Raw genomic sequence first — 21540 nt, 5'->3', positions numbered from 1 at the left:
GGCGGGGCGACAGACGGTCGTTTCCGACAGAGACGGTTTCTTCAGCAATTCATAACGGGTTCTTCACGAATCCGGGGATAGGGTTTGATCGCCCGCCATCTGACAACCCGCAGTGCGATGGATACCCCAGGGATGGGTCGGGCCTCCCTCGTCGAAGAGGGAACGGATGCGGACCTCTTTCCAGCAACGCGGCCTCAATCATGCCCATCCCGAAAGTCTTCAGATCAATGTCCCGCGGTTGGCTGGCATTACTGGCAATGCTCCCGGTGATTGCCCTGCTCAGTGGCTTCCTGCCGCTGGACTTCTCGCGTCCTACGCCGCTGGTGGGTGACGCCCAGCGCCAGGCCGAATTGCGCGAGCATTGGCAGAACGGCGACCTGATCGTGCTGGTGCGCCATGCCGAACGCTGCGACCGCTCCAGCGCACCGTGCATGGCCGACGTCAGCGGCATCACCGTCAGGGGCGGGCAGAGTGCCCACGAGATCGGGCAGGATTTCGCCGCGCTCGGCCTGGCCAATGCCGACATTCTCAGCAGCGACCAGTTGCGCGCCATCCAGACCGCCTCCTCGATGTTCGGCCGGCAGCCGGTGGAGCAGAACTGGTTGTACAAGTGCGAAGGAACGATGCTGGACCAGGCGCTGCAGCACAAGGTGGCGCACCGCAACCTGATCCTGGTGACCCACAGCGAATGCATCGAAGACCTGGAACACTCGGTCAGCGTGGACGACCCGGCGACCCCGGACTATGCCTCGACGCTCTTCGTGCTCAGCGAGAAGGACCAGACGCCGCGCCTGCTGGGTTACCTCGACGCGGATCAGTGGCCGTTGAACGTCAGCGGGCGCTGATCTGGCTGGGCGTGGCGCCCAGGCGGTAGCGCTGCAATTCCTGCGCGGTCAGCACGCGCATGCGTTGCGGGTCGATGCTCTGCATGGCGTCGGCCAGCTCCAGGGGAATATCCATGTCGCGGAAATAGGTGCGGGCGTTGTAGCTGCCCGCGGCCTGGGACGAATCGCCGGCCGGGTAGTAGGGGCGATGCAGGCCCACGTAGCCGCGCACGGTACGGTGCTTGCCGGCGGCCAGCAGGTAGACGCAGGAACCCTGGCAGACGCTGTTGGTCGGCACCAGGGTCTCGAAGCCGGATTCACGCAGCAGGCGGCCCATCTTGATCGACTCGGCGGCGCTGCCACCGATGCTGTCCAGCAGGGCCACCTTGCGGGCGAACTTGCCGGGGTTGGCCAGCAGCCCCTTGAACAGACGTTCGTAGTCGCCCGGAGCGATGTCCTCACTGATCCGTACCGCCAGTACTTCGCCGACCTTGGAATGCTGCACCTGCTTCACCTCGACCTTGGCGAAGGTCAGGCTGGAGCACAGCGCGGTGGCACAGAGCAGGGCGGTGCGAAGCATCGGGAGACGAGTCCTGTCGAAGTTTTTGTAGGAAGGCGCAGAAGATACCCTGAAGCGCCTTCCTACGCATCCTCCTGGGCGCCTCACATACCGTTGGCGTAGGCCGGATTGTGCAGGTCGATCCGCTGGCGGACCTCGCGCAGCGCGCCTGCGTACTGGCAAAGCATGTGCAGCGCCCAATCGGCGCGTTCGCGCAGGCGCTGGTCGTTTTCATCGCTTGGCGGGCCTTCGTTGAGCACGCTTTCCACCTGTCGGACCAACAGCTGTTCCGGCAGGTAGGCGATGCGGCTGTTCTTGTAGCTGGAGGCGCGCAGCTCGGCCAGCGGATAGGCGCCGCCCTGGCCGGCGGAAACCCCGACCGGTAGCGCCGGCTTGTGCCCCAGTTCGCGCAGCCCGGCATAGACGAAGAAATTCTTCAGCGCCGGGCAGGCCATGCCGTGCCATTCCGGAGCGATCACCACCAGCGCATCGGCCTCGTGCAGCAGCTCGCGGTGCTGCGGCCAATGGCCTTGCGTATCCGCTGCCGGCCACAGCGGCAGTGGCGTGGCGCCCAGGTCGATGACCTGCGCCCAGCCGCACAGCGCCAGGCTTTCCAGACGGCCGGCAAGGTAGCGAGCGACCTTCGCCGACTGGCTGTCCAACTGGCTGGAGCCGGCGACCAGCACGATATTCGGGCTCATCGGGCCACCTCCGCTGCCACGTCCTTCTCGGTGTCCGGCGCACGGTTGCGCACCAGCGGCCAGAACACTTCCTCCTGCCAGCTGACCGGCGCCAGGTCCTCGATGCCGTAGGTCTGTGGGCGGCGCCGGGTGATCTTTGCCGTACCGAAGAGCACGTCCCAGAAGAACAGCAGGTTGCCGAAGTTGCCCTTGTAGTAGGTCACGCCATCGTCGGCACTCAATCCGTGGTGGGCCGAATGGGTGGCGGGCGTCGAGATTGTCCGCTCCAGCAGCCACATCAGCGGGCGCAGGACACGGATGCGATAGAGCCTGTCGTCCCAGGCGAGGTTGCTGTGGGCGCCGAAGATCACGCACATCTTCAGGATCAGGTAGACGTAGTAGACGTTCGCCAACCCCATGTGGATCAGCGCCCCGGAGAACCACAGGCCCGGCATCAGCAGGTAGTAGAAGCTGTTGTTGCGGTAGACGATGCGGATGCTCATGTACGGCGCCGAATGGTGCGCGCGGTGCAGGGCGTAGAGGAACGGCACGCGGTGGGCCAGGCGATGCCACCAGTACTGGGTCAGGTCGTCGAACAGCAGGAACAGCGCGAAGCCGGCCAGCCAGGGGATGCCCGCGAGGGAACCGGCGGCGGCGGGAATGGCGAGGTCGAGCAGGGCGCCGCTGGCCCACATCACCAGAGGGAAGGTCACCGCCAGCAGAAGGCTGGAGCCGAAAATCTCGATCAGCGCGTCACGACGCTGGCCATGGGGTTGGCGGAAGGTGGCACAGGCCATTTCCAGGGCGATGAAGGCGAAGAATATCCCCGCCACGATCACGGTCGGATTGTCTGGGAGCATTGTTGTTGTAGTCATGACACTCTCGGTTCGGGTCCAATGGGACAAGGCGTGCCCATCAGAACCCATGACCGAACGGCGACCCATGCGCGAAAAGGACAGAAACATCCGAGAACTGGCCAACCCGGCGGCGCAGCGCTACCACCGCGGGCCGCTCGGCCAGGTGCTGGAGCGCTACCTGAGCAGCCACCGTGCGCGCCGGCACAGCGATTACAGCCTGGTCGAGCTGGAGCAGCTCTGGCTTGAAGCGGCGAGCCTGGAGCCGGCCATCGGCCTGCAGCTGTTCGGCCTGTTCACCCCTCAGGACTGGCATGTGATCGCCCACCTCGCGCAGTTCTGCGCCGATGTGCGGCAGGCTGTGCTCTGCTGGGTGCGCTATGCGCCGCTGGCCGCGGACACCGATACCTTCCGGCTGCTCGAAGAGGGCGACAGCGTCGCCGTCGAGCTGGTCATCGATGCCCCCGAACCGCTGAGCCGATACCTGCTGGAGCATTACTGCGTGATGGCGGTGACTCAACTGCGTCGGGGTACCGGCAGCGCCGTCGTCCCGGTGCGTGCCTGTTTCTCCCACGCACGGCCCGAGTACCACGCGCAGTACACGCAGTGGTTCGGTCAGCGGGTGGAGTTCGGGAGCACCTGCAACCGACTGTATTTCGACGCGCAGACGCTGTCCCTGCCGCTACTGGGGCGTCATGCCGGTCTGGTGGAGCTGCTCACGATGGAGCTTGATCGCCGCCTCGCCCGGCTGCGCCAACTCAGCGGGTGGGCGGCCAGGGCAGCGGGTATCGCCCGACGGATGCTCGAACGCGGCGAGGTCCCGGCGCTGGAAAGCGTCGCAGACCAGCTGCACCAGAGTCCGCGCACCCTGCGCAGGCGGTTGGCGGAACAGGATCTGGGATTTCGCGAGTTGCTCGATCAGGTGCGCAAGGAGTTGGAGCAGCACCTGGAACTGCAGGGAGAAAGTCGCACGCGCATCGCCGAGCGCCTGGGCTACGGTGACTTGGCGGCGTATCTGAATGCGCGCAAGCGCTGGAGTGCATGAATCATCGAGCAATAGGGCAGGGCAGCTGAAACGGTGGTCAGCAGCACAGGGGAGACGAACGCGCCTGCGTTGTCCGCCGTGGGCTGGAGAGGGGGCGATGAAAAAGGCCGGCGTCAGCCGGCCTCTTTGCTCAGACACGAACGCAACAGGCGCCGCACCGACTTGTTGATGTTGCGCTTGCTCGCTTCCTCGGGGGTGAACCAGCGGCAATCGGCGATCTCGTTCAGCGGGGTCGGCTGCTGCGCCGGGTCGACCGGCGTTTCGAACACGTAGTGCAGCGTCTGGTACAGCTCCAGCGGTGCCACGTAGTTCATCTGCTCGATGGCCAGCCCGGTTTCCTCGATCAGTTCGCGCACGGCGGCCTGGCCTGGGCGTTCGTCGGCCTCGATACGGCCGCCGGGAAGGTTCCATTTCGACTTGGCCTTGCGGACGAACAGAATCTTGTCGTCGAGCCGGCAAATCACGGTTGCGCGCTCTTTTACGTTCCTGGCCATGGCGCTAGTTCCCCCACACGCTTCCTACAGTTTTCAGCTTAGACATTTCGCGAATATTTCCATTGGGAAGAACTGCTTACAACAACAATGTCGACGAATGGTAAGGAATTGTCGTGGGTGAGATATGTAAGGGAAGTCTGAAGCCCCGGTCGTCATCATCCGTTCTCGGAATTCCTTCACCGTGGACCGGCGGCTGGAATCGAAGTGCAAACTTTTTTGCACCGGCGTGCCAGGCTTCATGGCCTACGCTTGATACCTGCCACTGCGCCTGGCGGCGCACGAACTGAGCGAGCACGCAGTACCGCTGACTCATCACCGGCCCGGCGCCCAGAGCCGGGCGACCTTCATCCAGAGGAAATCCCATGAGCAAGCCCTACGTCCGTCTCGACAAGTCCCAGGCCGCGGTATTGCTGGTCGATCACCAGGCCGGCCTGCTTTCGCTGGTGCGTGACATCGAGCCCGACAAGTTCAAGAACAACGTCCTGGCTCTGGCCGACCTGGCCAAGTACTTCAAGCTGCCGACCATCCTCACCACCAGCTTCGAGAACGGCCCCAACGGCCCGCTGGTGCCCGAGCTGAAGGACCTGTTCCCCGACGCGCCCTACATCGCCCGCCCGGGCAATATCAACGCCTGGGACAACGAGGACTTCGTCAAGGCGGTGAAGGCCACCGGCAAGAAGCAACTGATCATCGCCGGCGTGGTCACCGAGGTGTGCGTGGCCTTCCCCGCGCTGTCGGCGCTGGAAGAGGGCTTCGATGTCTTCGTCGTCGCCGATGCCTCGGGCACTTTCAACGAAGTCACCCGTGACGCCGCCTGGCGCCGCATGGAGGCCGCCGGCGCGCAGATGATGACCTGGTTCGGCGTGGCCTGTGAGCTGCACCGCGACTGGCGCAACGACATCGAAGGCCTTGCCGCGCTGTTCTCCAACCACATCCCCGACTACCGCAACCTGATCACCAGCTACAGCACGCTCACCGCCAAGAAGTGAGGCGGCGCTTGCCGGGCCGGCGCCAGGTGGGCCGGCCCTGTCCTGAAGCCGGGGCGCTCCAGGGCAAGCTCGTAGAATTGTCGGGCTTCGCTGAGCAGCGGGGCCAGTGCGTTGATGAAGAGGACTTCCTCGCCGGACCGGTCGGTCACGGTGACGGGGGGAGAAATTCGCGCTTGGCGATCCTCCGCAAGGTGGGATTGTTCGCTCTTCCCGAGAATGAATGAGGGCCGCCAATCAACCCTTCCTGCGGGAAGAGAGGCAACCGTGCGAGGGTAGGAAGCGCCGGTCTCAGGAACCCGCTAGGCCCGAAGGCCTCCCGCGCGGGCACCATGAAACAGGAGTCCGCAAACGGATTACGTCCCCGAGTCGTGGCTACGGAGCTGCCGTGCCCTGAGAGATACTGCTGGGGTTTCCTACGCCCGGCCGCGATGACGCTGCGGCGGTTCAGAGGCCAGGGGCGGCGCTAAGGCTAATGGCCGGTGAGGCTTCTCGGTTGGTTGCTGCGATGCAGTGGCAGGACATTGCCGACAGAATGAAGCGGGTCTCGTCCCTTTCCCAAACACGTAGGAGCGATCGGGGTGGGAGAGGTGAATGCGGAGCCGGCTTCGCCGCACGGCGCAAGAGCAAAGAGGTCAACCCTTCGCGGCGCCAGGAGCTGGAGTCGGAGCTGGTGCTGGAGCAGCAGCCGGCGCCACAGTGGGAACCTGGAACCGGCACTTGCGGGCGGCCGTTGCGGCGGCGGCTGTGCGTTCGTTGTAGGGTTTGCCGATGTCTTCGGCGATATCGACGTCTGGCCCGATATCCTGGGCCAATTGGGTCAGGCCGCGTAATGCGGCGACGCCGCTTATGCCCATCGAATCGGCGCTGTCGAGCACGGCGATCACCGCGCCGCCGGTCCCGCTGGCGCCGGCTATCCAGGCTGCGTTGGCGGAGGCGTTCGCCGCCGTCAGGGCCGGGGCGACGATGGACGCCGACGTCACGCCGATAACCTTCAGCCACCAGGCTGTTCGAGCTTTCTGCTCGGCTTTCTCGGTCTTCACGCCGAACAGGGTGTCGCAGGGGGCCAGGGTCTGGCGGATTGCTGTGTTCTGCGCTTCGAGTTGATCGAGCGTCAGTCCCTGCGGGTCGCTATCTGTGCCGACGAGGAACTGCGCGTTGCTGGAGCAGCCCGCGATCAACAGGCAGGCGGTTACCAGAAATTCCCTTTTCATATTGCCTCCCAGGCCCGGCCCAGAAGTCTTTCGGTGGAGGTGCGCGCCTGACCCAGAGTGCCGTTGGCGGGTTGCCCGGTCATCATTCATCTCGATGATGACCGGCGCTTTGGGGTGGTTCAGGCTCTGCCAGCAGCCCCCGCCTCACTTCAAGGAAGAAAACATGCGCATTCCGTTGGGCTTTCTGGGCATCCTCCTGGTCAGCCAGGCCATGGCGTTCGAAATCCATCCAGTCAGTTGGAAAGGTGGCGCGAATGACTACGGCTCCAGCGCGGTGCAGTTGGAAATCCGCGACGATGCGAGCGCCGCGCAATGCCATCTGCGTTCCTACATCCTCGACAGCCGTAATCAGGCCATCCACGAGATCATCACTCGGCAGGCCTATCAGCCGGCATACGCGAAAGTCCTGCGCGGCAGGACCTGGCTCCTGCCGTTACTGGGGGGCGTGGAGTGGAACGATGACCCGGAAGAGCTGACGCGCAAGGCCTGGCACTACAACGGCACGGCGCATATCTGGCTGTTCAAGGCCCATGAGGAAGACGCCAGTCGACCCAATACGCTGACCCGCCGCGTACACCATGGTGATTTGCAATTCCTTCATGCGATGCGGGCTGCGGATGAGTCCGACGCGCAGGCCAGAGCGAAGATGTATCGGTGGCTGGAATACACCTACCGGGTCGCGATCGGGGAGGTGCCGGCCAACACCATTCGCAAGACAACGCCCTACCACGAGTTCTTCGGCAAGGTCGGCTGCTCGCGCAATCCGCAACTGGCCAACCCCAGTGACTGCACGGTGCTCGATGTTTTCGACATGAAGCACATGTATCGCCAGGGCAATCAGGAGGAAAACCTGAGATCACTGGCCGCAGGGGCGATCGCCCACCTGATCCAGGACAGTTACAGCGCCAGTCACACGCAACGCGAGAACGGCACCGGCAGGCTGCTGCATCTGTATACGTACGATGCCGAGAACCGGAAGACCCACTGTGAAAAGGACGGGGCGTACAAGAGCAACAGCGCTGCCATCGCCAAGGCTCGGGAGATGACTGCCGAGTTGCTGGGCTACGTTCACCGTCGGGAAGGCTGGGACAAGGCTTCGGCATTCTTCGTCCGAACCCTGGGGGCCCCAGACCCTGGCTCGGCCACGACGGAACGTCTGGCCGGAGCTGTCACCGAAGCGTGGGCAGGCATCGCCCGGTGAGAGGGGGTGTTCGGCTGGCTCAGAGAATCGAGAAGTTGTAGCTCGCGATCAGCCGGACCTCATCCACGTCCCGCGCCGACTGTTCGTAGTTGGTGCGGTAGGTGGCGTTGCGCAGGCGCAGGCTGAGGTCCTTGAAGGTGCCGGCCTGGATCACGTACTTGAACTCCACGTCGCGCTCCCATTCCTTGCCTTCGTCGCCATTGGCCAGGGCGATGTGGTCGCCGTTGACGTAGCGGGTCATGAAGCTCAGGCCGGGCACGCCGACGCTGCGCAGGTCGAAGTCGTAGCGCAGTTGCCAGGAGCGCTCCCGGGCATTGGCGAAGTCGTTCACCTGCACGTAGTTGGCGAGGTAGGGGTTGCTGCCGTCGAGGTAGGGCATGGAGCTGTCGCCGTTCATGTGCTGCCAGCCGGCGCTGAGGATATGGCCGCCCTGGGCGTAGGACAGCAGCAGGCTAAGCGCGCGGTTGTCGATTTCGCCGGCGCGGGCCGAGCCGTCGTCGTCGCTGTCGAACCAGCGCAGGTCGGCGGTGACCTTGCCGGCGCCCACCGCCTGCTTGCCGACGATGCCGACGTAGCGCTGGCGGTAGACGTTCTCCAGCCCGCCCTGGGCGTATTGCAGCAGCAGTTGGTCATTGACCTGGTAGTCGGCCTGGTAGGCGTCGAAGCGGTTGCCGGTGGTGTCGCAGGCGTAGCGCTTGTTCTTGCAGTTCAGGCGCACGTCCTGGGCGTCGCTGGAGTCGCGCGCGGTGTAGCGCTCCAGCCGCGTGGCGGTGAGCTTGAGGTGGGCGATTTCCTCGCTGGTCAGCTGCGCGCCGTGGAACATGTTGGGCAGCAGGCGGCCGTCGTTGTACTTGAGCAGCGGCATGTCCGGCAGCATCGCGCCGTACTTCAGCTGGGTACGGGACACGCGCAGCTTGCCGGTGACGCCGGCCTTGGCGTACTGGTCCGCGGAGTGGCGCGGGTCGTGGCCGCTGGAAGGCAGCAGGCCGCTGTTGCTGTCGGCGGGGCTGGAGTCGAGCTTGACGCCGAGCATGGCCAGGGCGTCGACGCCAAAGCCGACGGTGCCTTCGGTGTAGCCCGATTGCAGATTGAGGATGAAGCCCTGGGCGGTCTCTTCGCGTTTGGAGGCGCCCTGCGGGTTGGACGAGCTGCCGTCGCGGAAGTCGCGGTTGAAGTAGAAGGTACGCGATTCCAGGCGCGCGCTGCTGTCCTCCAGGAAGTCGGCACTGGCCGGGGCGGCGATGCCTCCGAGCAGGGCGAGGGCGCTCAGGCGGGTGAGCTGGCTGGAGGAGAGGGGCGAGGGCATGCGGTGACTCCGGGGGCACTGAAAAAGCGCGCGAAGGTGTCACAGATGGGCGGTCGGGTCTTTGCGACCATGGTCTAGATCGCGGGTTTCCCTTCGGCGGCGAGCGAAATCGGCCGGCTGTCGGTGCAGGGGAAACCCAGGGGGATGGCTGCGCGTAAACTGCCTTGTCACTGCCAGAGACGCAGGAGGTGATCATGAAACGCCATGTCCCCCTCAGCGAGCACCCCGTGGCCGCCAGCGAGCGCTGGCTGTTCGCGTCGGGCCAGGCGCCCGGCGATGGCTCGCACCACGTGGACCCCGACCTGGGGTTCGATCCGGATTCGCCGGACCTGGCCGACCCGCAGGTCGACCCGCCACACCCGGCCCATGCTCCCGAAGACGGGCCGGACCCCGGCAGCCAGCGGCGTGTGCCGGATGACCGCTATCCACCCTATTCGCAACCCTGAAAGCGGCGCTCAGAGCGCGTCGGAAGCCTTGCACAAACGGGTGTCCTGCAGGCTGCCGCTGAGGTTGCGGCCATCGCCCAGGCGCACCAGCCGCGCCAGGCACTGGCCGCTTTCCATCAGCAGCAGCTCGTAGTCCTGCCCGGCTTCGGGGGTGAAGGTCATGGATTGCTGGCAGCTATACGAATAGCCGCTACTGACCATGCCCCGGCTCTGGAAGTTGAAGGCGAAGGGCTGGCCCGCCGGTATCCGCACCTCGCTGCTGGCGAAGCCGCCCTGGCTGAGTTGTTCGGCCTGGCGGCTGGGCGGCATGCCCAGGCTCTGGCCGTTGCGGTTGGCGAAGCCGGATTGCGCCACGGCGATCACGCCGGCGCCTTCGCGGCGCCAGTCGATGCAGGCACTGGCGGGAACGCCGCGGGCCATGCCGTTGGTGATCACGCGCAAGCGTGCCGTTTCTCCGCCAGCCGGCGCGGAGTAGGGCGTGGAGTAGGACTGCACGTTGGCGAGGTTGCCGCAGCCGGCGAGCAGCAGCGTGGCCAGCGCCAGGGCGCCGGTGCGGGGGAACAGCGTGGCGTACATGGTGATTCCTGGTATCAGCGTTGCCCGGCGGCCTTGGGCGGCGCGCAGCAGTTGCGCGTGTCGATGACCTTGCCGCGGCACGCGGGCAGCATGGGCGGGTTCTTGCACAGCAGATTGTTGGCCGGGCGGGTGAAGTGGAAGCCGCGATCGAGCATGCACAGTTGCGCGGCGGCGATGTCGTTGAGGAGCATCTGGTCGACGGGCTCGATCACCGTGGTGTAGCCGCAGGCTTTCATGGCCTGCTGCACGCCCAGGCTGTCGGCACCGGCCTGCGTCCATTGCGTGTAGGCGGGCGGGCGCTGCGTCGGGCCGGCCTTCGGCGCGGCGCCGGTGGCCTTGCAGGCGGGCAGCTGCGGGCTGGTATCGCAGAGGGTGTAGCGATCCTGGTAGGCGAACCCCTGGCCGAGCATGCACTGCTCGCCGCGCGCGTAGTCGTTGGTGGTGATGGTCGTGCTGTCGACGTAGGCCGAGTCGGGGAAGCCGCAGCCGAGCAGGGCGTTGCGCACGCCCTGCTGGTCCACGCCGGACTTGGCCCACAGCTCGTACAGCGGCGGTGGCGGCTGCAACGGCCGCGCCTGGCTGCAGGCTGCCAGGAGCAGGCAGGGCAGAAGGGCGGCCAGGCCGCCGTTGCGCTTCAGCATGTCTGCGGGCTCATGGGGTCGGCGGATAGGTCTTCACCGGGGTGAGTACCGGTTTCTTGTCCGGCATGTCCTGCCAGAACTTCTGGCAGGCAGGGTCGCCGTTGCCGTAGCAGTTGTGCACCGTGTACTTGCCGCCTGCCACGTTCTTGATCTCCTTGAGCGCATTGCTGTCGTCGGGGATGGTGCCGCCGGTGCCGGGGTTCCAGCCGATCCAGCCGCCCACCGGGTCGGTCTTGTGGTTCTGCAACTGGACGACCATCTCGTTCTTCTTCTCGTCGCTCATCGCGTCGCGATTCTGCAGCATGGCCAGCAGGTCGTCCGCCTTGGCGGCATTGTAGGCCGGGCCGTAGAAGTTGAGGGTGGTGTTGCTCAGGCTGCCGCTGGGATCGGGCAGCCGTGCGATGGACTCCATGGCGTTGCCGGTGGTCATCGAGCCGCGGCTGTGGCCGTCGATGTGCAGACCGGTCTCGCCATAGCGCAGCAGCGCTTCGCGGGTCTCGACGGTGGCGTTGGCCAGGCCCCAGAAGTCGTTCTCCAGGTACTTCTGGTAGCCGGCGATGAGCAGCTCGGAGACGGAGTTGCTGGCGTCGGGGAACCAGATGAAGTACTGCGGGCCATCGGCGGTGCTGTGCTGCGCCGCGTAGCGGGCCGCGCCGTTCTCGTCGTTGAAGATGCCGTTGTTGGCGATGTGCACGCGGCCGTCGCCACCGGCCTGCAGGTTGGCCTTCTCGCTGTCGTCGAGTTCGCGGCGCAGCGGCATGCCGTCCTTGTCGCGCAGTACGTTGCCCTGGTCGTCGGTGAGGATGACGAACATCCGCGCCTTTTCCAGGAACATCTTGCGGTAGGCGTCGTCGGTGAACTGCACGGCCTGGCGGTAGGTTTCGTTCTTGATCGCCTGTTCCGCCTCGGCGGTGCGGCGCATCTCGTCGACGTCCTGGCGCTCGGCGGCGGTATGGGCGTTGGCGGTGTCGCGGTTGAGGCCGGCGACCGTGTCCGCGCTGTTCTGCCCGGTGAGTTGCTGTTGCAGGGCATCGTCGGTGATGACCACGGTGCCGGCGCTGATGGCGCTGCGGGTATCGCCGGACGACGAGCCGGAGTCCTTGCCCGAGTTCAGCGCGTTGCCGACGATGGCCTTGCCGACGCCGTACTTGCCCTGGGTGACCATGTCGGAACTGAGGTTGACGCCGCTGCTGGTGGCCTTGGCATCCGCCGCGTTGTGGATGTCCGCCTGGGTCAGGGTGGCGGTGCTGAGCCGGTTGCGCCCGGCCTCGATGGCGGCGTCGCTGCTGGCGATCAGGCCGCCCTTGAGGTCGGTGTTGCCGTTCACGCGGATGTCGAAGCCGCCGTCGCCTGCCTTGATCCCCGATTGTTCGGTGACGCTGGCGTAGTTGGAGTTCTGCTTGGCCGTGTTGCTGCTGACGCTGCCGCTGGAAGCGCCGTAGCAGAACGGCGGGATGCACAGGCTGACGCCCACGCCCTTGCTCGACTGCTTGGCGTCGTAGGTGCTGGTGTCCTGCAGGCTCTCGATGCTCAGGTTGCCGCCGACGTCGGCAGTGACCTGCGGCGCGCTGACCACCGCGCCATGCAGCTGGGTGTCGCCGCCGGACTGCAGGTTGACCTGGCGCCCGCCGTCGACGTGGGTGTTGCTCCACACCAGGTCCTTGCCATCGGCGTTGCCGCGGCTCTGCGAGGCGCCGGCGTTGATGGTGAAGCCGTTCTGCGTGCCGCCCACGGCGAAGCCGATGCCGATGCTGGCGCTGCTGCCCTTGCTGGTGCTGTGCTGCTCGACGGTGTTCTTCGCGGCCAGCAGGGCGATGTCGCCGTCGGCCTTGAGATTGGCGTCGCGCCCGGCGCTGATCTGGCTGCCCTGCACGGTGAGGTCGCTGTCCTTGCCGGCGCCGCTGGCGGTGATGTTCACGTCACGCCCGGCGCTCACGCTGGAGCCGGCGGCGGTGCTGCCGCGCTGCTCGCTGCGGCTCTCGTTCTTGCTCGCGCCGATGGAGATGCTGATGTTGATGCCGCCAGCCTGGGCCGGATTGGCCATGACGGCGGAGGCGGCGCCGGCACCTTCCAGCGCGACATTGGCCGCGGCCAGGGCCTTCATGCGGTTGTCGTCGGTGCGCTCGGCGGACTTCTTCATCTGCTGCGCGGTCTGCACGGCGGTGATGATCGGGTTGGTCAGGGTGACGGAAAGGCCGCTCTGCTTGAACTTGCTTTCCTGGGTGCTGAGGTGGGCGTTCTGCGCCTCGACGATGTCGACGGTGCGGCCTTCGATGTTCACATCACCGCTGGGCGCGCTGACCTTGCTGCCGACCTGGCGGTAGGCCTCGCCGGCCTTGATGTTGACGTTGCCGTTGATCGAGCCGACGGTGCTGGCGGCGGCGCTGTCGCCATCGTCGGTGTTCTTCACCGACTGCTGCTGGCTGCCGATGGTGAAGCCGATGCCGCCGCCGCTGAACAGGCCGCTCTTCTTCTCGTCGCGGCTGTGCTGTTCGTTCAGGTGGTCGGTGGCGGAGGCGATGGTGACGTTGCGGCCGGCCACCAGGGTGGTGTCGCCGTTGGACACCACGTTGCTGCCTTCCACCTTGATGTCGTTGCCGGCGCTGACGTAGGTGGTCTCGCCGCTGAAGGTCGAGCCCTGGGACAGGCTCTCGTCGACCGTGTCGCGGGTGACGATGGTCTTGGAGGAGAACCAGCCGGTCTTGCTCTTGACCTTGTGCGCCTCGTCGGCCATGGCGTTGTTCTGGCTGGCGGTGAGGTTGACGTCGTGGTCGGCGGAGGCCTGCACCGCGCCCTTTTCGCTGGTCACGCTGGCACCGCGGGAGTTGAGGTCGTGGCCGGCGATCAGGCGCACGTCGCCCTGGCCCTGCACGCTGCTGGCCACTTCGCCGGCGCTGGACTCCTTGCGCCAGTTGCTGCTGTTCCAGGTCATGCTCTGCTGTTCCTGGACGGCCACGGTGCCGAGGTTGATGTCGTTGCCGGCGCCCAGGGTGGTCTTGCCGCCTGCGCCGCTGTTGACCACCTGGGCGGCGTTCAGGTTGAGGTCACGCCCGGCCGTGGCGATCAGCTCGCCGGCCGGGTCGGAGACGAACAGCCCGGCGACCCGGGACAGGCGCGTGGCGCTGCCCTGGGCGCTCTGGGAGTCCTGGGTGCTGGAGGTCAGGTTGATGTCGCGGCCGGCTACGGCGGTCAGGCTATGGCTGGCGTCGATCAGGCCGCCGAGGTTGTTCAGGTCGCCGGCGGCCTTCACTCCCACGTCGGTGCCGGTCAGGCGGCCACCGAGGTTCTGGATGTTCTGCGCGGTGATCGACAGCACGTCGCGCCCGGCAAGGGTGCCGCTGTTGACCAGGTCGTTCTGGATGTTCAGGTCGACGTTCTGCCCGGCCATCAGCGCGCCGGAACCGTCGATGTCGCCCTGGCGTACGCGCACATAGACCTGCGGTACCAGCGCGCGGGTCACGCTGCCATCGGGCAGGGTGACGTCCTTGGCCACCAGCCAGACGATGTCGCTGGTCAGCTGCGCCATCTGCTCGGGAGTCAGGGCGACGCCGGGCACCAGGTTCCAGGCCTGGGCATAGGTCAGGCCGTTGTCGAGCAGCGCGCGGTACTGGGTTTCGTCATTGCCGTAGCCATCGAGGAAGCGCCGCCCGGTGAGTTGGGCGATCTGTTCGCGGATCAGCTTCTGCTCATAGAAGCCATCGCCCAGGCGCGTCAGGGTCAGGCCGGGGTCCAGCTTCAGGCGGTCGAGCATGTAGTCCGAGGACAGCCAGGCGCGGTAGTTGGTGAAGCGCGGGTCGCTCTCGATCAGGTAGCCGCTGGTGGCCTGCGGGTTGACCTGGAACAGGCTGTTGTCCGGCACGCGGGTGTCGATGCCGCCGGTGCGGATGCTCTCGGCGACGCCGGCATCGTTCTTGGTCTGCACGGCAGTCACTTCCAGTACCGGGCTGATCACCCGGCCGTTGCCGACGTTGACCTGGGCGGCGCCGGCACCGCTTGCCGGCTGGTCGACACGGCCCAGGTTGAGATCGCCGACCTGGGTGCCGCTGCCGACGTGGGCAGTGTTCTGCAGGTAGGCGCCGGGCTTGAGGAAGATGTCGACGATGCTGGCCGCCGGGTTGTAGGCGGCGTTATCGGCGCCCTGCTTGTCCCGGCCCTTCTTCTGGATGCGGTAGAAGTGGGTGACGATGCCGCTCTCGGTAGTGACACGCTCGCCGGGGGCCTCGGTGTTTTCCAGGCGGCCCAGGTTACCGCCGATGGTGCCGCCGGCGATGATCCGGCTCTTGTCGTTGAGCGCGTCGGCGACGTCCAGGCGCAGGTTGCCGCCGGCAAGGATCTGCGCCGGATCGGAGCTGAGGATCTGCGTTTCGCGGGTCACGCGGGTGTAGTTGTAGAGGTTCCAGTCCTCGCGCTCGCCCTCCGGGGTGACCAGGTAATCCACCTCGGAGTTGTAGATGGAAATCTGCTCCGGCCGGTAGCGGTTGGTGGAGCCGGTGAGCTGGTACTCGAGGACGCTCTCGCGGCTGACTTCCACTTCCTGGGTGCTGAAATGTTCGTTGGTGTTGCGCAGCACGGCGCTGGCCAGGCCCATGTCGCCCAGGGCCTCGATGGTGGCGCTGGCGTTGCGGATTTCGCCGGCGCTGCCGGTGGCGTGGCCGTTGGCGTCCAGGGCGCCGCCGATGTAGAGGTCGCCGGCGCTGAAGAGCAGGGCATGCTCGCGGTTCAGCAGGCTGCCCACGCCTATGTCCAGGCGATTGCGCGCGGCGATCACGGCGGCCTTGCCGTCTTCGACGTCGTTGCGCAGGGCGCCGGCGGATACCGACAGCTGGTCGCCGTAGATGCGCCCGCTGCCGAGGTTGTTCAGGGTGCCTGCGTTGACACGGGTGGTCTGGCCATCGAGCAGGCCGCGGTTGGTCAGGGTGCCGCCGGTGTCGAGGGTCAGGTTGGTGGCGCTCAGCTCGCCGGTGGCGGTGTTGTTCAGGTTGCCGGCTGTCACCTTCAGCGCCTGGCCCGCGACGAGGCGTGCCTGGTTGTCGAGGTTGCCGGCGGTCTGCAGGTCGATGCTGCCGTTGGCCTGCAACTGGCCGCTGTGCACGTAGCTGTCGCTCAGCTTCAGGCTGATGTCGCCCAGGCTCAGGGTCTGGCCGTCGCCGCCCAGGCTCCTGCTGTCGATGCTCAGCTTCTGCCCGGCGATCAGCTTGCCGTTGTGGTTGAGGATGGCCAGGGACTTGCTGGCCGCGCCGTCGAGGATGTTCAGGTTCTTGCTGGAGCTGACCAGGCCGCCGCTGTTGTCCAACTGGCCGCTGCTGTTCAGGGTGAGGGTTTCGTCGGCGCGCACCGCACCGGACTGGTTGTCGATCTGGCTGGCGCTGAGCGTCAGCGAATGGCCTTCGAGGCCCTGGTCGGTACCCAGGGTGTTGCGGTTGTCGAGGGTACCCGCCGTGACCAGCAGTTTGCCGCCGGCGCGCAGCAGGCTGCCGGCGTTGTCCAGGCGGCCGCTGGCGAGGTCGAGCACGGCGTCGCCCAGGGTCTGCAGCTGCCCGCCACGGTTGTCCAGGCCGCTGGCCTTGATGCGCACGTTGCCTTCGCTGGTCAACAGGCCGCCACGGGCGTTGTTGATTTGCGCAGTGGTGAGATCGAGGTCGCCCTTGCCGCCGATGAAGCCGGCGCTGTTGTCCAGGTCGCCGCTGGCGAGGATCACCCCGCCCTTGCCGAGCAGGCCGCCGCTGGCGCCGGAGTCGGTGTTGCCGATGGCCTGGCCATGGGCGTCGATGCGCAGCAGGCCGGCGGCCTGGACCAGGCCGCCCTGGTTGTTCAGCGCGCCGGTCTGCAGCTCAACACCGTCGCTGGCGATCAGCACGCCATTCTGGTTGTCGAGCGTCGCGCGGTTGCTGTCCAGCTTGAGGTTGCCGGCACTGATCAGGCCGTTGCCGTTGAGCACGCCCTGGCCCGACAGGGTGATCTGGTGCTGGCCCTCGATGCGGCCGTTACGGTTGTCCAGGCTGCCCTGGGTGGCGTCGACGGCCACGCTGCCGTCCACCGAACCGAGCGTGCCAGCCTGGTTGCTGATGCTGCCGCCACGGGCCGTCAGTGCGCCTTTGGCGGCGAGGGTGCCGGTGTCGTTGTTGAGCTTGCCGGCGCTGACGTCGAGCGTGCCGCTGGCGGTGACCTTGCCCTTGGCATTGACCAGCTCGCCGGCTTCCACGCGCGAGTTGCCAGTCGCCGCGAGGGTGCCGGAGGCATTGTCCAGCTTGTCCTTCACCTTGGCCTGGAGGTCGCCCCCGGCAGCCTGGACGGTGCCGGACTGGTTCAGCAGGGTGCCTGCGTCCAGCTGCACGCCGCCATTGCCGGCGAGGGTGCCGCCGCTGTTGTCCAGCAGGCCGCTGGTGCTGACGCGCAGGGTACCGGCGCCCGTCTGGAGGATTTCGCCCTGGCGGTTGGAGAGCGACGCGGCATCGATGCCGATCTGCCGCGCGACTGTGCTGGCGCCGTCGAGCAGGGCGTCGTTCAGGCTGGCCTGCAACTGGCCGTTGCTGGCGATGGAGCCGCTGCGGCCATCGACGGAGTTCGCGGTGACCTTCAGGGTGCCGCTGCCGGCGTGTTCGATCCTGCCCTGTCGGTTGTTCAGGTTCAGTGCGCCCAGGGTCAGGTTGGCAGCGTTGCTGGCGATGCGGCCGTCGCTGTTGTCCAGGGTGCCGGGGAGGGCGAGGGTCATGTCGCCGCTGCCGGTCTGGATGATCTCGCCCTTGCGGTTGGACAGGTCGTGGGCCTGCAACTGCACGCTGGTGCCGGCCAGCTTGGCCGAATCGGAGGTCAGCTTCTGCGCGATGTTCGCTGCAAGGAGGTTGCCGGCGTCCAGCGTTGCTCCGCTCAGGTCGGCATTGGCGGTGGCACTCAGGCGAATGTTCTGGGCGCTGGCCTGGCCCTGTTTGAGGTCAAGGTCGGCGCCGGCGATCCCGAGGTCGCCACCGGCAAGGGTGGCGCCCTGGCTTTTCACCTGCCGGGTGGCGGTGATGTCGAGCCGCCCGCTGGTGCCGATGCTGCCGTCCGCCTGCACGCCGGCGGCCAGGGTGGCCTGGCTGTCGTTGACGATGCCATTGGCGTTCAGGCTGACGTTCTGCTGCGCCGCGGCGATGCCGCTGTTGTGGATGTCGCCGCGGCTGCTCAGGGCGGTGTCGCCCTTGGCGTAGGCCGAGCCACTGTTGTCGATGCCGCCGTTGCTGTCCAGGCGGACGTTGGCGGTGGCGTTGATCTGGCCGCTGTTGCCAATGCGCCCGTCGGCGCTGATCACCACGTCGCCGGCGCTGGCGCCGATCTGCCCGGCGTTGCGCACGCCGACGCCGGATTCGGTGCCGACCAGCATGATCTTGCCGGCATACATGCCGCCGAGCTGGGCGACGTCGATGGCCACCGAGGGCTTCTCGCCGTTGCCTTCGATGGGCCGTGCGCTGCTGTTGTCGGCGTTGACCTGGTTGGCCCCGGCGGTGACGCGCAGGTCGTTCGCCCAGACGCCGGCGTTGACCTCCACGGAGCGCGCGATCACGTCGGTGAAGTCGGTCTGGCTGGCGTCCAGGCCCTTGCCGGTGATGGCGATGCGGCCGCCGCGCACTTCATAGCCCTGCAACTGGCCGTCGACGATCTGCGCGGTACCGGTGGTGAGGGTGGCGCGGTTGGCGTTGATGAAGCCGCAGCCGTCGCAGGCGATGCCTGCCGGGTTGGCGATCACCACCTGGGCGCGGTCGCCGGCCACTTCCACGTAGCCGCGCAGCTGGCTGGGGTTGCTGCCGTTGACCTCGTTGAGAATCACCCGCGCGGTGCCGTTGGCCAGGTTCTGGTTGCCGTCGATCCAGCCGCCGAGCTGGGTCTGCACGCTGTTGCGCGAGTTGTTGAGGATCGCGCCCTGCTGGTTCACGTCGAACTGGCTGTAGGTGTTGCGCGAGACGCCCGCCGCGCTGGGCGTCTGGATGTTCACCTGGGGCACGCCGTTGGCGGAGTTGATCACGCCCGGCTGCTGGCCGGGCGGGGCGCCATGGTCGGCGACGATGTCGGCGTGGGCCAGCGGGACGGCCAGGCTGATCAGCCCGAGCGTCGCCATCAGGGCGAAACGCAGTGGGCGCAGGCTGACCAGCAGCGCGGAGCCAACAGCGCCCCGCGGGCCTTCCGTGGTGCCCGGTGCCTTGCCGTTGCTGGTGACGTTCTCGGCAACGACCATGAGTTGGCCGCGAGCCTTGTTGAAGACGATGCGGTAGAGGTGCTTGTTCATACAAATCCCTTTGTCGGTTCAGGGCGCAGGCCGCGGGGCGCGCTCAGAGCTGGATGGCCAGCGGGTGGTCGGAGAACCATGCGCGCCCTTCGGCGGGCATGACCGCGACACCCTGGAACTTCTTGATCCTCAGGCCGCGTTGTTCGCCACGGTGGTACAGCGCCCGGCCGCAGCGGTTGGCGAAGAAGTGCCGCTGCAGGACGCGCGACACCGGAACGGAGTGGCCGAACGGCGCCACCCAGTCGTTGAACCAGATACGCTCGCCGCTGTTCCAGTCGGCGGCCGGCATGCAGATGGCCGGCTGGCTCAGGTAGCGCGCCTCGGCTTCCAGGCTCAGGTTGCTGAAGGCGACGTAGAACACCGGGCGGCCGTTCTGCCGGCCGAGGATGAACTGCCGATGGCTGATCGCCGGCAGCAGCAGGGCGTTGAGCGCGTGCAGCGGGATGTCGCGGTGGGACGCCGAGTGCAGCCACAGCCAGACCGCCGAGCCCAGCGCCTCGGCTTCGCTCCAGGGTTCGTCGAAGAAGCCCGGCGCGGTGATGTCGAATCCGTCGATATGCATGGGCGCCTCCTCAGAAGGACCAGGTCAGGTTGAAGCCGCCGGTGGTGGTGGCGGTGTCGAAGCCCTTGGGCTTGCTGATCGGCTGGCCGACGAAAACGTCGTAGGACACGCCGCGATAACCGCCGCGCAGGCCCAGCACGTAACCGGCCAGGTGAGTGCCGATCAGGTACTTGCTCGACTGCCCGCCGACTTCGCCGTAGTCCACGCCCACGTAGGCTTCCTGGCCGGTCTGGCCGAGCGCCAGGCCGAGGTCGTTGCGGGTCAGCCAGCCCCGGTCGGCGGAGAGGATCTGCTCGCCGTCGAAGCCGCGCACGCTGTAGCGCCCGCCGATGGTGAAGCGGTCCTGAGGTACCAGCGGCGTGCGGTTCCATTGCGCGCGCCAGGTGTTGCTGTAGCGCAGGCGCTGGTCGCCCAGGGCGAAGGGCACGCTGAGTTGGGCTTCGGCGGTGATGATCTTGGAGCGCGAGGTGCCTTCGTCGAAGGGTTCCTCCGGCGCCGCCATGGCATTGCGCGCTCCGGTGCCGCGGCGGTAGCCGGTGCTCAGGTAGAGGGTGGAGGCGCCGATGTATTCGGTATGGGTCAGGCCGAACGACCAGCCGGCCATGCGCCGGCGCTGGATCTCGATCTCGGTGTCGTCGATCCAGTTCTTCGAGCGCCGGCTCCAGCCGCCGATGCTGGCGGTGGTCTTGCGCACGGCGTCGCGGTAGAGCATGCGGGTGAGGCTGATCTCGTCGTTCTTGCTCTCGCCGCTGTAGCTGTAGTCCTGGTTCGCCCCGGAGATGGTCTGGTGGTAGTCGTACTCGCTGGAGGTCACCCCCAGCAGCCAGTAACCGAAGGGCACCGAGTAGTGCAGGGTGTGGCCGCGCGAGCCGCGATCGCCGGAGTCGCCGCCGCCCAAGTCGTGGTTGTAGCTGAAGTAGAAGAGGTCGCTGAGGGTGAGGAAGTTGTCGAACGACACCGAGGTGGTGCCCAGGTACTTGCCGGTCTCGTCGGTGCCCGAGTCGTCCACCGAGAGGCTGAAGCGGATCGGGAATTTCTGCCGCCAGGCGATCACCAGGTCGCTTTCGCCGGGCTGCGCGCCGGCGCCTTCGGCGGCGGTGATCTGGATGTCGGTGTCGGCGGTGGGCACCCGCTTGAAGTTCTCCAGCGCCTGCTCGATGTCGCGCAGGTTGAGCAGGTCGCCGGGCTTGGCGGGCACGGTGTTCCAGGCGTTGGCGCGGTGCGAGGTGCCCTCGGCGAAGCGGATCGAGCGGATGCGCCCCGGCACCAGTGTCAGCTCCAGGGTGCCGCTCTTCAGGTCCTGTGGCTGCGCCAGCACGCGGGAGGTGACGTAGCCGCGTTCGATAATCGCGTTCTGGATGCGCTTCATCGTCAGGTTGATGCCGTTGGCGCCCAGGCACTGGCCGGTGGCCGGGTCGTCCTTCGGGTCGGCGGCGCGCAGGGCCCACTGGAATTGCTCGGCGGCATCGCCGGTGAGGGTTATCTGGCGGATCGCAAAGCAGGGTGCCTCGTTGCGCGGCAGGCGGTTGCCTTCCAGGCCGCTGGGTGGCAGCTTCAGGCGCACATCTGGCGAGGGTTCCATCTGCTCGCGCAGCGCGCGATCGCGTTCCTGCTGTTGCAGAAGCTGCTGGGCGGGGAGCGGGTCGGCGGCCAGGGCGGTGGCGCCACTGCACGCGCCCATGGCCAGGGCAGCCAGGTGCAGGGCAGTTCGAAGGGGAAGAGCGATACCCATCCATGGGGCTCGTGGAGCACGGCACGAATCTGCCGAAAGCGCTCTACGGCAAGAGAGAAGAGCCATTTCGCATCCTTGTGAAATATCTTGCAATAACTCGTCGAATTATGACGAAAAGTCCTGAATCCGACCGTGAATCCGTTCTAATCGCTGTAAATCC

16 protein-coding genes are annotated in these 21540 nt (G+C 66.7%); 5 read left to right on the top strand and 11 right to left on the bottom strand.

The annotated features are described in order from the left end of the window. The first annotated feature begins 227 nt into the window (after nt 1-227). Nucleotides 228-845 carry a lipopolysaccharide core heptose(II)-phosphate phosphatase PmrG gene (pmrG, locus tag PNI01S_RS01435; protein ID WP_063831012.1) on the top strand — a complete coding sequence of 206 codons (618 nt, stop codon included), beginning with the start codon at nt 228-230 and terminating at the stop codon, nt 843-845. Here the strand turns inward: pmrG and PNI01S_RS01430 are convergent. The 3 genes from PNI01S_RS01430 to PNI01S_RS01420 all read right to left on the bottom strand — a co-directional run bounded on the left by PNI01S_RS01430 (nt 832) and on the right by PNI01S_RS01420 (nt 2938). After that, complete coding sequence (locus tag PNI01S_RS01430; protein WP_037013296.1) at nt 832-1404, bottom strand: COG3904 family protein; 573 nt, start codon at nt 1402-1404, stop codon at nt 832-834. The genes pmrG and PNI01S_RS01430 overlap by 14 nt on opposite strands. A gap of 83 nt (nt 1405-1487) precedes the next feature. Continuing rightward, a complete protein-coding gene (locus tag PNI01S_RS01425; RefSeq protein ID WP_037013297.1) occupies nt 1488-2084 on the bottom strand; it encodes an NADPH-dependent FMN reductase in 597 nt (198 codons plus the stop codon). Next, on the bottom strand, nt 2081-2938 hold the full coding sequence (locus PNI01S_RS01420; protein WP_167632548.1) for a sterol desaturase family protein: 858 nt from the start codon (nt 2936-2938) through the stop codon (nt 2081-2083). The genes PNI01S_RS01425 and PNI01S_RS01420 overlap by 4 nt, the downstream gene beginning before the upstream one ends. Nucleotides 2939-3005: 67 nt before the next feature. On the opposite strand from PNI01S_RS01420, the gene PNI01S_RS01415 reads away from it, so the two are divergent. After that, a complete protein-coding gene (locus PNI01S_RS01415) occupies nt 3006-3962 on the top strand; it encodes an AraC family transcriptional regulator ligand-binding domain-containing protein (protein ID WP_084357294.1) in 957 nt (318 codons plus the stop codon). A gap of 113 nt (nt 3963-4075) precedes the next feature. Here the strand turns inward: PNI01S_RS01415 and PNI01S_RS01410 are convergent, their stop codons facing one another. Beyond that, entirely contained in the window at nt 4076-4456 is a 381-nt protein-coding gene (locus PNI01S_RS01410; RefSeq protein ID WP_024763521.1) for an NUDIX hydrolase, read from the bottom strand. A gap of 362 nt (nt 4457-4818) precedes the next feature. Here PNI01S_RS01410 and ycaC point away from each other — a divergent pair, with 362 nt between their 5' ends. Further along, a complete protein-coding gene (ycaC, locus tag PNI01S_RS01405) occupies nt 4819-5445 on the top strand; it encodes an isochorismate family cysteine hydrolase YcaC (RefSeq protein ID WP_024763520.1) in 627 nt (208 codons plus the stop codon). 632 nt (nt 5446-6077) lie between these two features. On the opposite strand, the gene PNI01S_RS01395 is transcribed toward ycaC, so the two are convergent. Further along, complete coding sequence (locus tag PNI01S_RS01395; RefSeq protein WP_084357292.1) at nt 6078-6656, bottom strand: hypothetical protein; 579 nt, start codon at nt 6654-6656, stop codon at nt 6078-6080. Between the two features lie 163 nt (nt 6657-6819). On the opposite strand from PNI01S_RS01395, the gene PNI01S_RS01390 reads away from it, so the two are divergent. Next, nucleotides 6820-7857, top strand: a complete 1038-nt coding sequence (locus PNI01S_RS01390; protein ID WP_084357291.1) for a hypothetical protein — start codon at nt 6820-6822, stop codon at nt 7855-7857. Between the two features lie 19 nt (nt 7858-7876). Here PNI01S_RS01390 and PNI01S_RS01385 read toward each other — a convergent pair whose 3' ends face one another. Further along, nucleotides 7877-9163 (bottom strand): OprD family porin, encoded by a 1287-nt coding sequence (locus tag PNI01S_RS01385; RefSeq protein WP_084357290.1) that lies wholly within the window; start codon nt 9161-9163, stop codon nt 7877-7879. A gap of 194 nt (nt 9164-9357) precedes the next feature. On the opposite strand from PNI01S_RS01385, the gene PNI01S_RS01380 reads away from it, so the two are divergent. After that, nucleotides 9358-9609 (top strand): DUF6021 family protein, encoded by a 252-nt coding sequence (locus tag PNI01S_RS01380; protein ID WP_037013194.1) that lies wholly within the window; start codon nt 9358-9360, stop codon nt 9607-9609. Nucleotides 9610-9618: 9 nt separating this feature from the next. Here PNI01S_RS01380 and PNI01S_RS01375 read toward each other — a convergent pair whose 3' ends face one another. Genes PNI01S_RS01375 through PNI01S_RS01355 form a run of 5 tightly spaced genes read right to left on the bottom strand, consistent with a single transcriptional unit; the run spans nt 9619 to nt 21380 of the window. Continuing rightward, nucleotides 9619-10185, bottom strand: a complete 567-nt coding sequence (locus PNI01S_RS01375; protein ID WP_084357289.1) for a hypothetical protein — start codon at nt 10183-10185, stop codon at nt 9619-9621. A 14-nt stretch (nt 10186-10199) separates the two neighbouring features. After that, nucleotides 10200-10826, bottom strand: coding sequence for a hypothetical protein (locus PNI01S_RS01370; RefSeq protein ID WP_024763515.1), 627 nt, complete (start codon nt 10824-10826; stop codon nt 10200-10202). A 10-nt stretch (nt 10827-10836) separates the two neighbouring features. Next, nucleotides 10837-19086, bottom strand: a complete 8250-nt coding sequence (locus PNI01S_RS01365; RefSeq protein WP_084357287.1) for a two-partner secretion domain-containing protein — start codon at nt 19084-19086, stop codon at nt 10837-10839. Nucleotides 19087-19129: 43 nt separating this feature from the next. Next, the gene (locus PNI01S_RS01360; RefSeq protein ID WP_024763513.1) at nt 19130-19648 is read right to left on the bottom strand and encodes a toxin-activating lysine-acyltransferase; all 519 of its coding nucleotides are present in this window, start codon (nt 19646-19648) and stop codon (nt 19130-19132) included. 10 nt (nt 19649-19658) lie between these two features. After that, nucleotides 19659-21380: a ShlB/FhaC/HecB family hemolysin secretion/activation protein gene (locus PNI01S_RS01355; protein ID WP_256576492.1), complete on the bottom strand. Its 1722-nt coding sequence runs from the start codon at nt 21378-21380 to the stop codon at nt 19659-19661. Nucleotides 21381-21540 lie beyond the last annotated feature (160 nt).

The sequence above is a fragment of the Pseudomonas nitroreducens NBRC 12694 genome (genome assembly GCF_002091755.1).
Classification (GTDB): domain Bacteria; phylum Pseudomonadota; class Gammaproteobacteria; order Pseudomonadales; family Pseudomonadaceae; genus Pseudomonas; species Pseudomonas nitroreducens.
The sequence above is the reverse complement of the archived record's forward strand: the minus strand, read 5'-3'. Positions and strand labels throughout refer to the sequence as shown.

What these genes read in the sequence shown, in the direction of transcription:
- pmrG (WP_063831012.1), top strand. Translation starts at nt 228, where the DNA reads ATGTCCCGCGGTTGGCTGGCATTACTGGCAATGCTCCCGGTGATTGCC.
- PNI01S_RS01430 (WP_037013296.1), bottom strand. Translation starts at nt 1,404, where the DNA reads ATGCTTCGCACCGCCCTGCTCTGTGCCACCGCGCTGTGCTCCAGCCTG.
- PNI01S_RS01425 (WP_037013297.1), bottom strand. Translation starts at nt 2,084, where the DNA reads ATGAGCCCGAATATCGTGCTGGTCGCCGGCTCCAGCCAGTTGGACAGC.
- PNI01S_RS01420 (WP_167632548.1), bottom strand. Translation starts at nt 2,938, where the DNA reads ATGACTACAACAACAATGCTCCCAGACAATCCGACCGTGATCGTGGCG.
- PNI01S_RS01415 (WP_084357294.1), top strand. Translation starts at nt 3,006, where the DNA reads ATGCGCGAAAAGGACAGAAACATCCGAGAACTGGCCAACCCGGCGGCG.
- PNI01S_RS01410 (WP_024763521.1), bottom strand. Translation starts at nt 4,456, where the DNA reads ATGGCCAGGAACGTAAAAGAGCGCGCAACCGTGATTTGCCGGCTCGAC.
- ycaC (WP_024763520.1), top strand. Translation starts at nt 4,819, where the DNA reads ATGAGCAAGCCCTACGTCCGTCTCGACAAGTCCCAGGCCGCGGTATTG.
- PNI01S_RS01395 (WP_084357292.1), bottom strand. Translation starts at nt 6,656, where the DNA reads ATGAAAAGGGAATTTCTGGTAACCGCCTGCCTGTTGATCGCGGGCTGC.
- PNI01S_RS01390 (WP_084357291.1), top strand. Translation starts at nt 6,820, where the DNA reads ATGCGCATTCCGTTGGGCTTTCTGGGCATCCTCCTGGTCAGCCAGGCC.
- PNI01S_RS01385 (WP_084357290.1), bottom strand. Translation starts at nt 9,163, where the DNA reads ATGCCCTCGCCCCTCTCCTCCAGCCAGCTCACCCGCCTGAGCGCCCTC.
- PNI01S_RS01380 (WP_037013194.1), top strand. Translation starts at nt 9,358, where the DNA reads ATGAAACGCCATGTCCCCCTCAGCGAGCACCCCGTGGCCGCCAGCGAG.
- PNI01S_RS01375 (WP_084357289.1), bottom strand. Translation starts at nt 10,185, where the DNA reads ATGTACGCCACGCTGTTCCCCCGCACCGGCGCCCTGGCGCTGGCCACG.
- PNI01S_RS01370 (WP_024763515.1), bottom strand. Translation starts at nt 10,826, where the DNA reads ATGCTGAAGCGCAACGGCGGCCTGGCCGCCCTTCTGCCCTGCCTGCTC.
- PNI01S_RS01365 (WP_084357287.1), bottom strand. Translation starts at nt 19,086, where the DNA reads ATGAACAAGCACCTCTACCGCATCGTCTTCAACAAGGCTCGCGGCCAA.
- PNI01S_RS01360 (WP_024763513.1), bottom strand. Translation starts at nt 19,648, where the DNA reads ATGCATATCGACGGATTCGACATCACCGCGCCGGGCTTCTTCGACGAA.
- PNI01S_RS01355 (WP_256576492.1), bottom strand. Translation starts at nt 21,380, where the DNA reads ATGGGTATCGCTCTTCCCCTTCGAACTGCCCTGCACCTGGCTGCCCTG.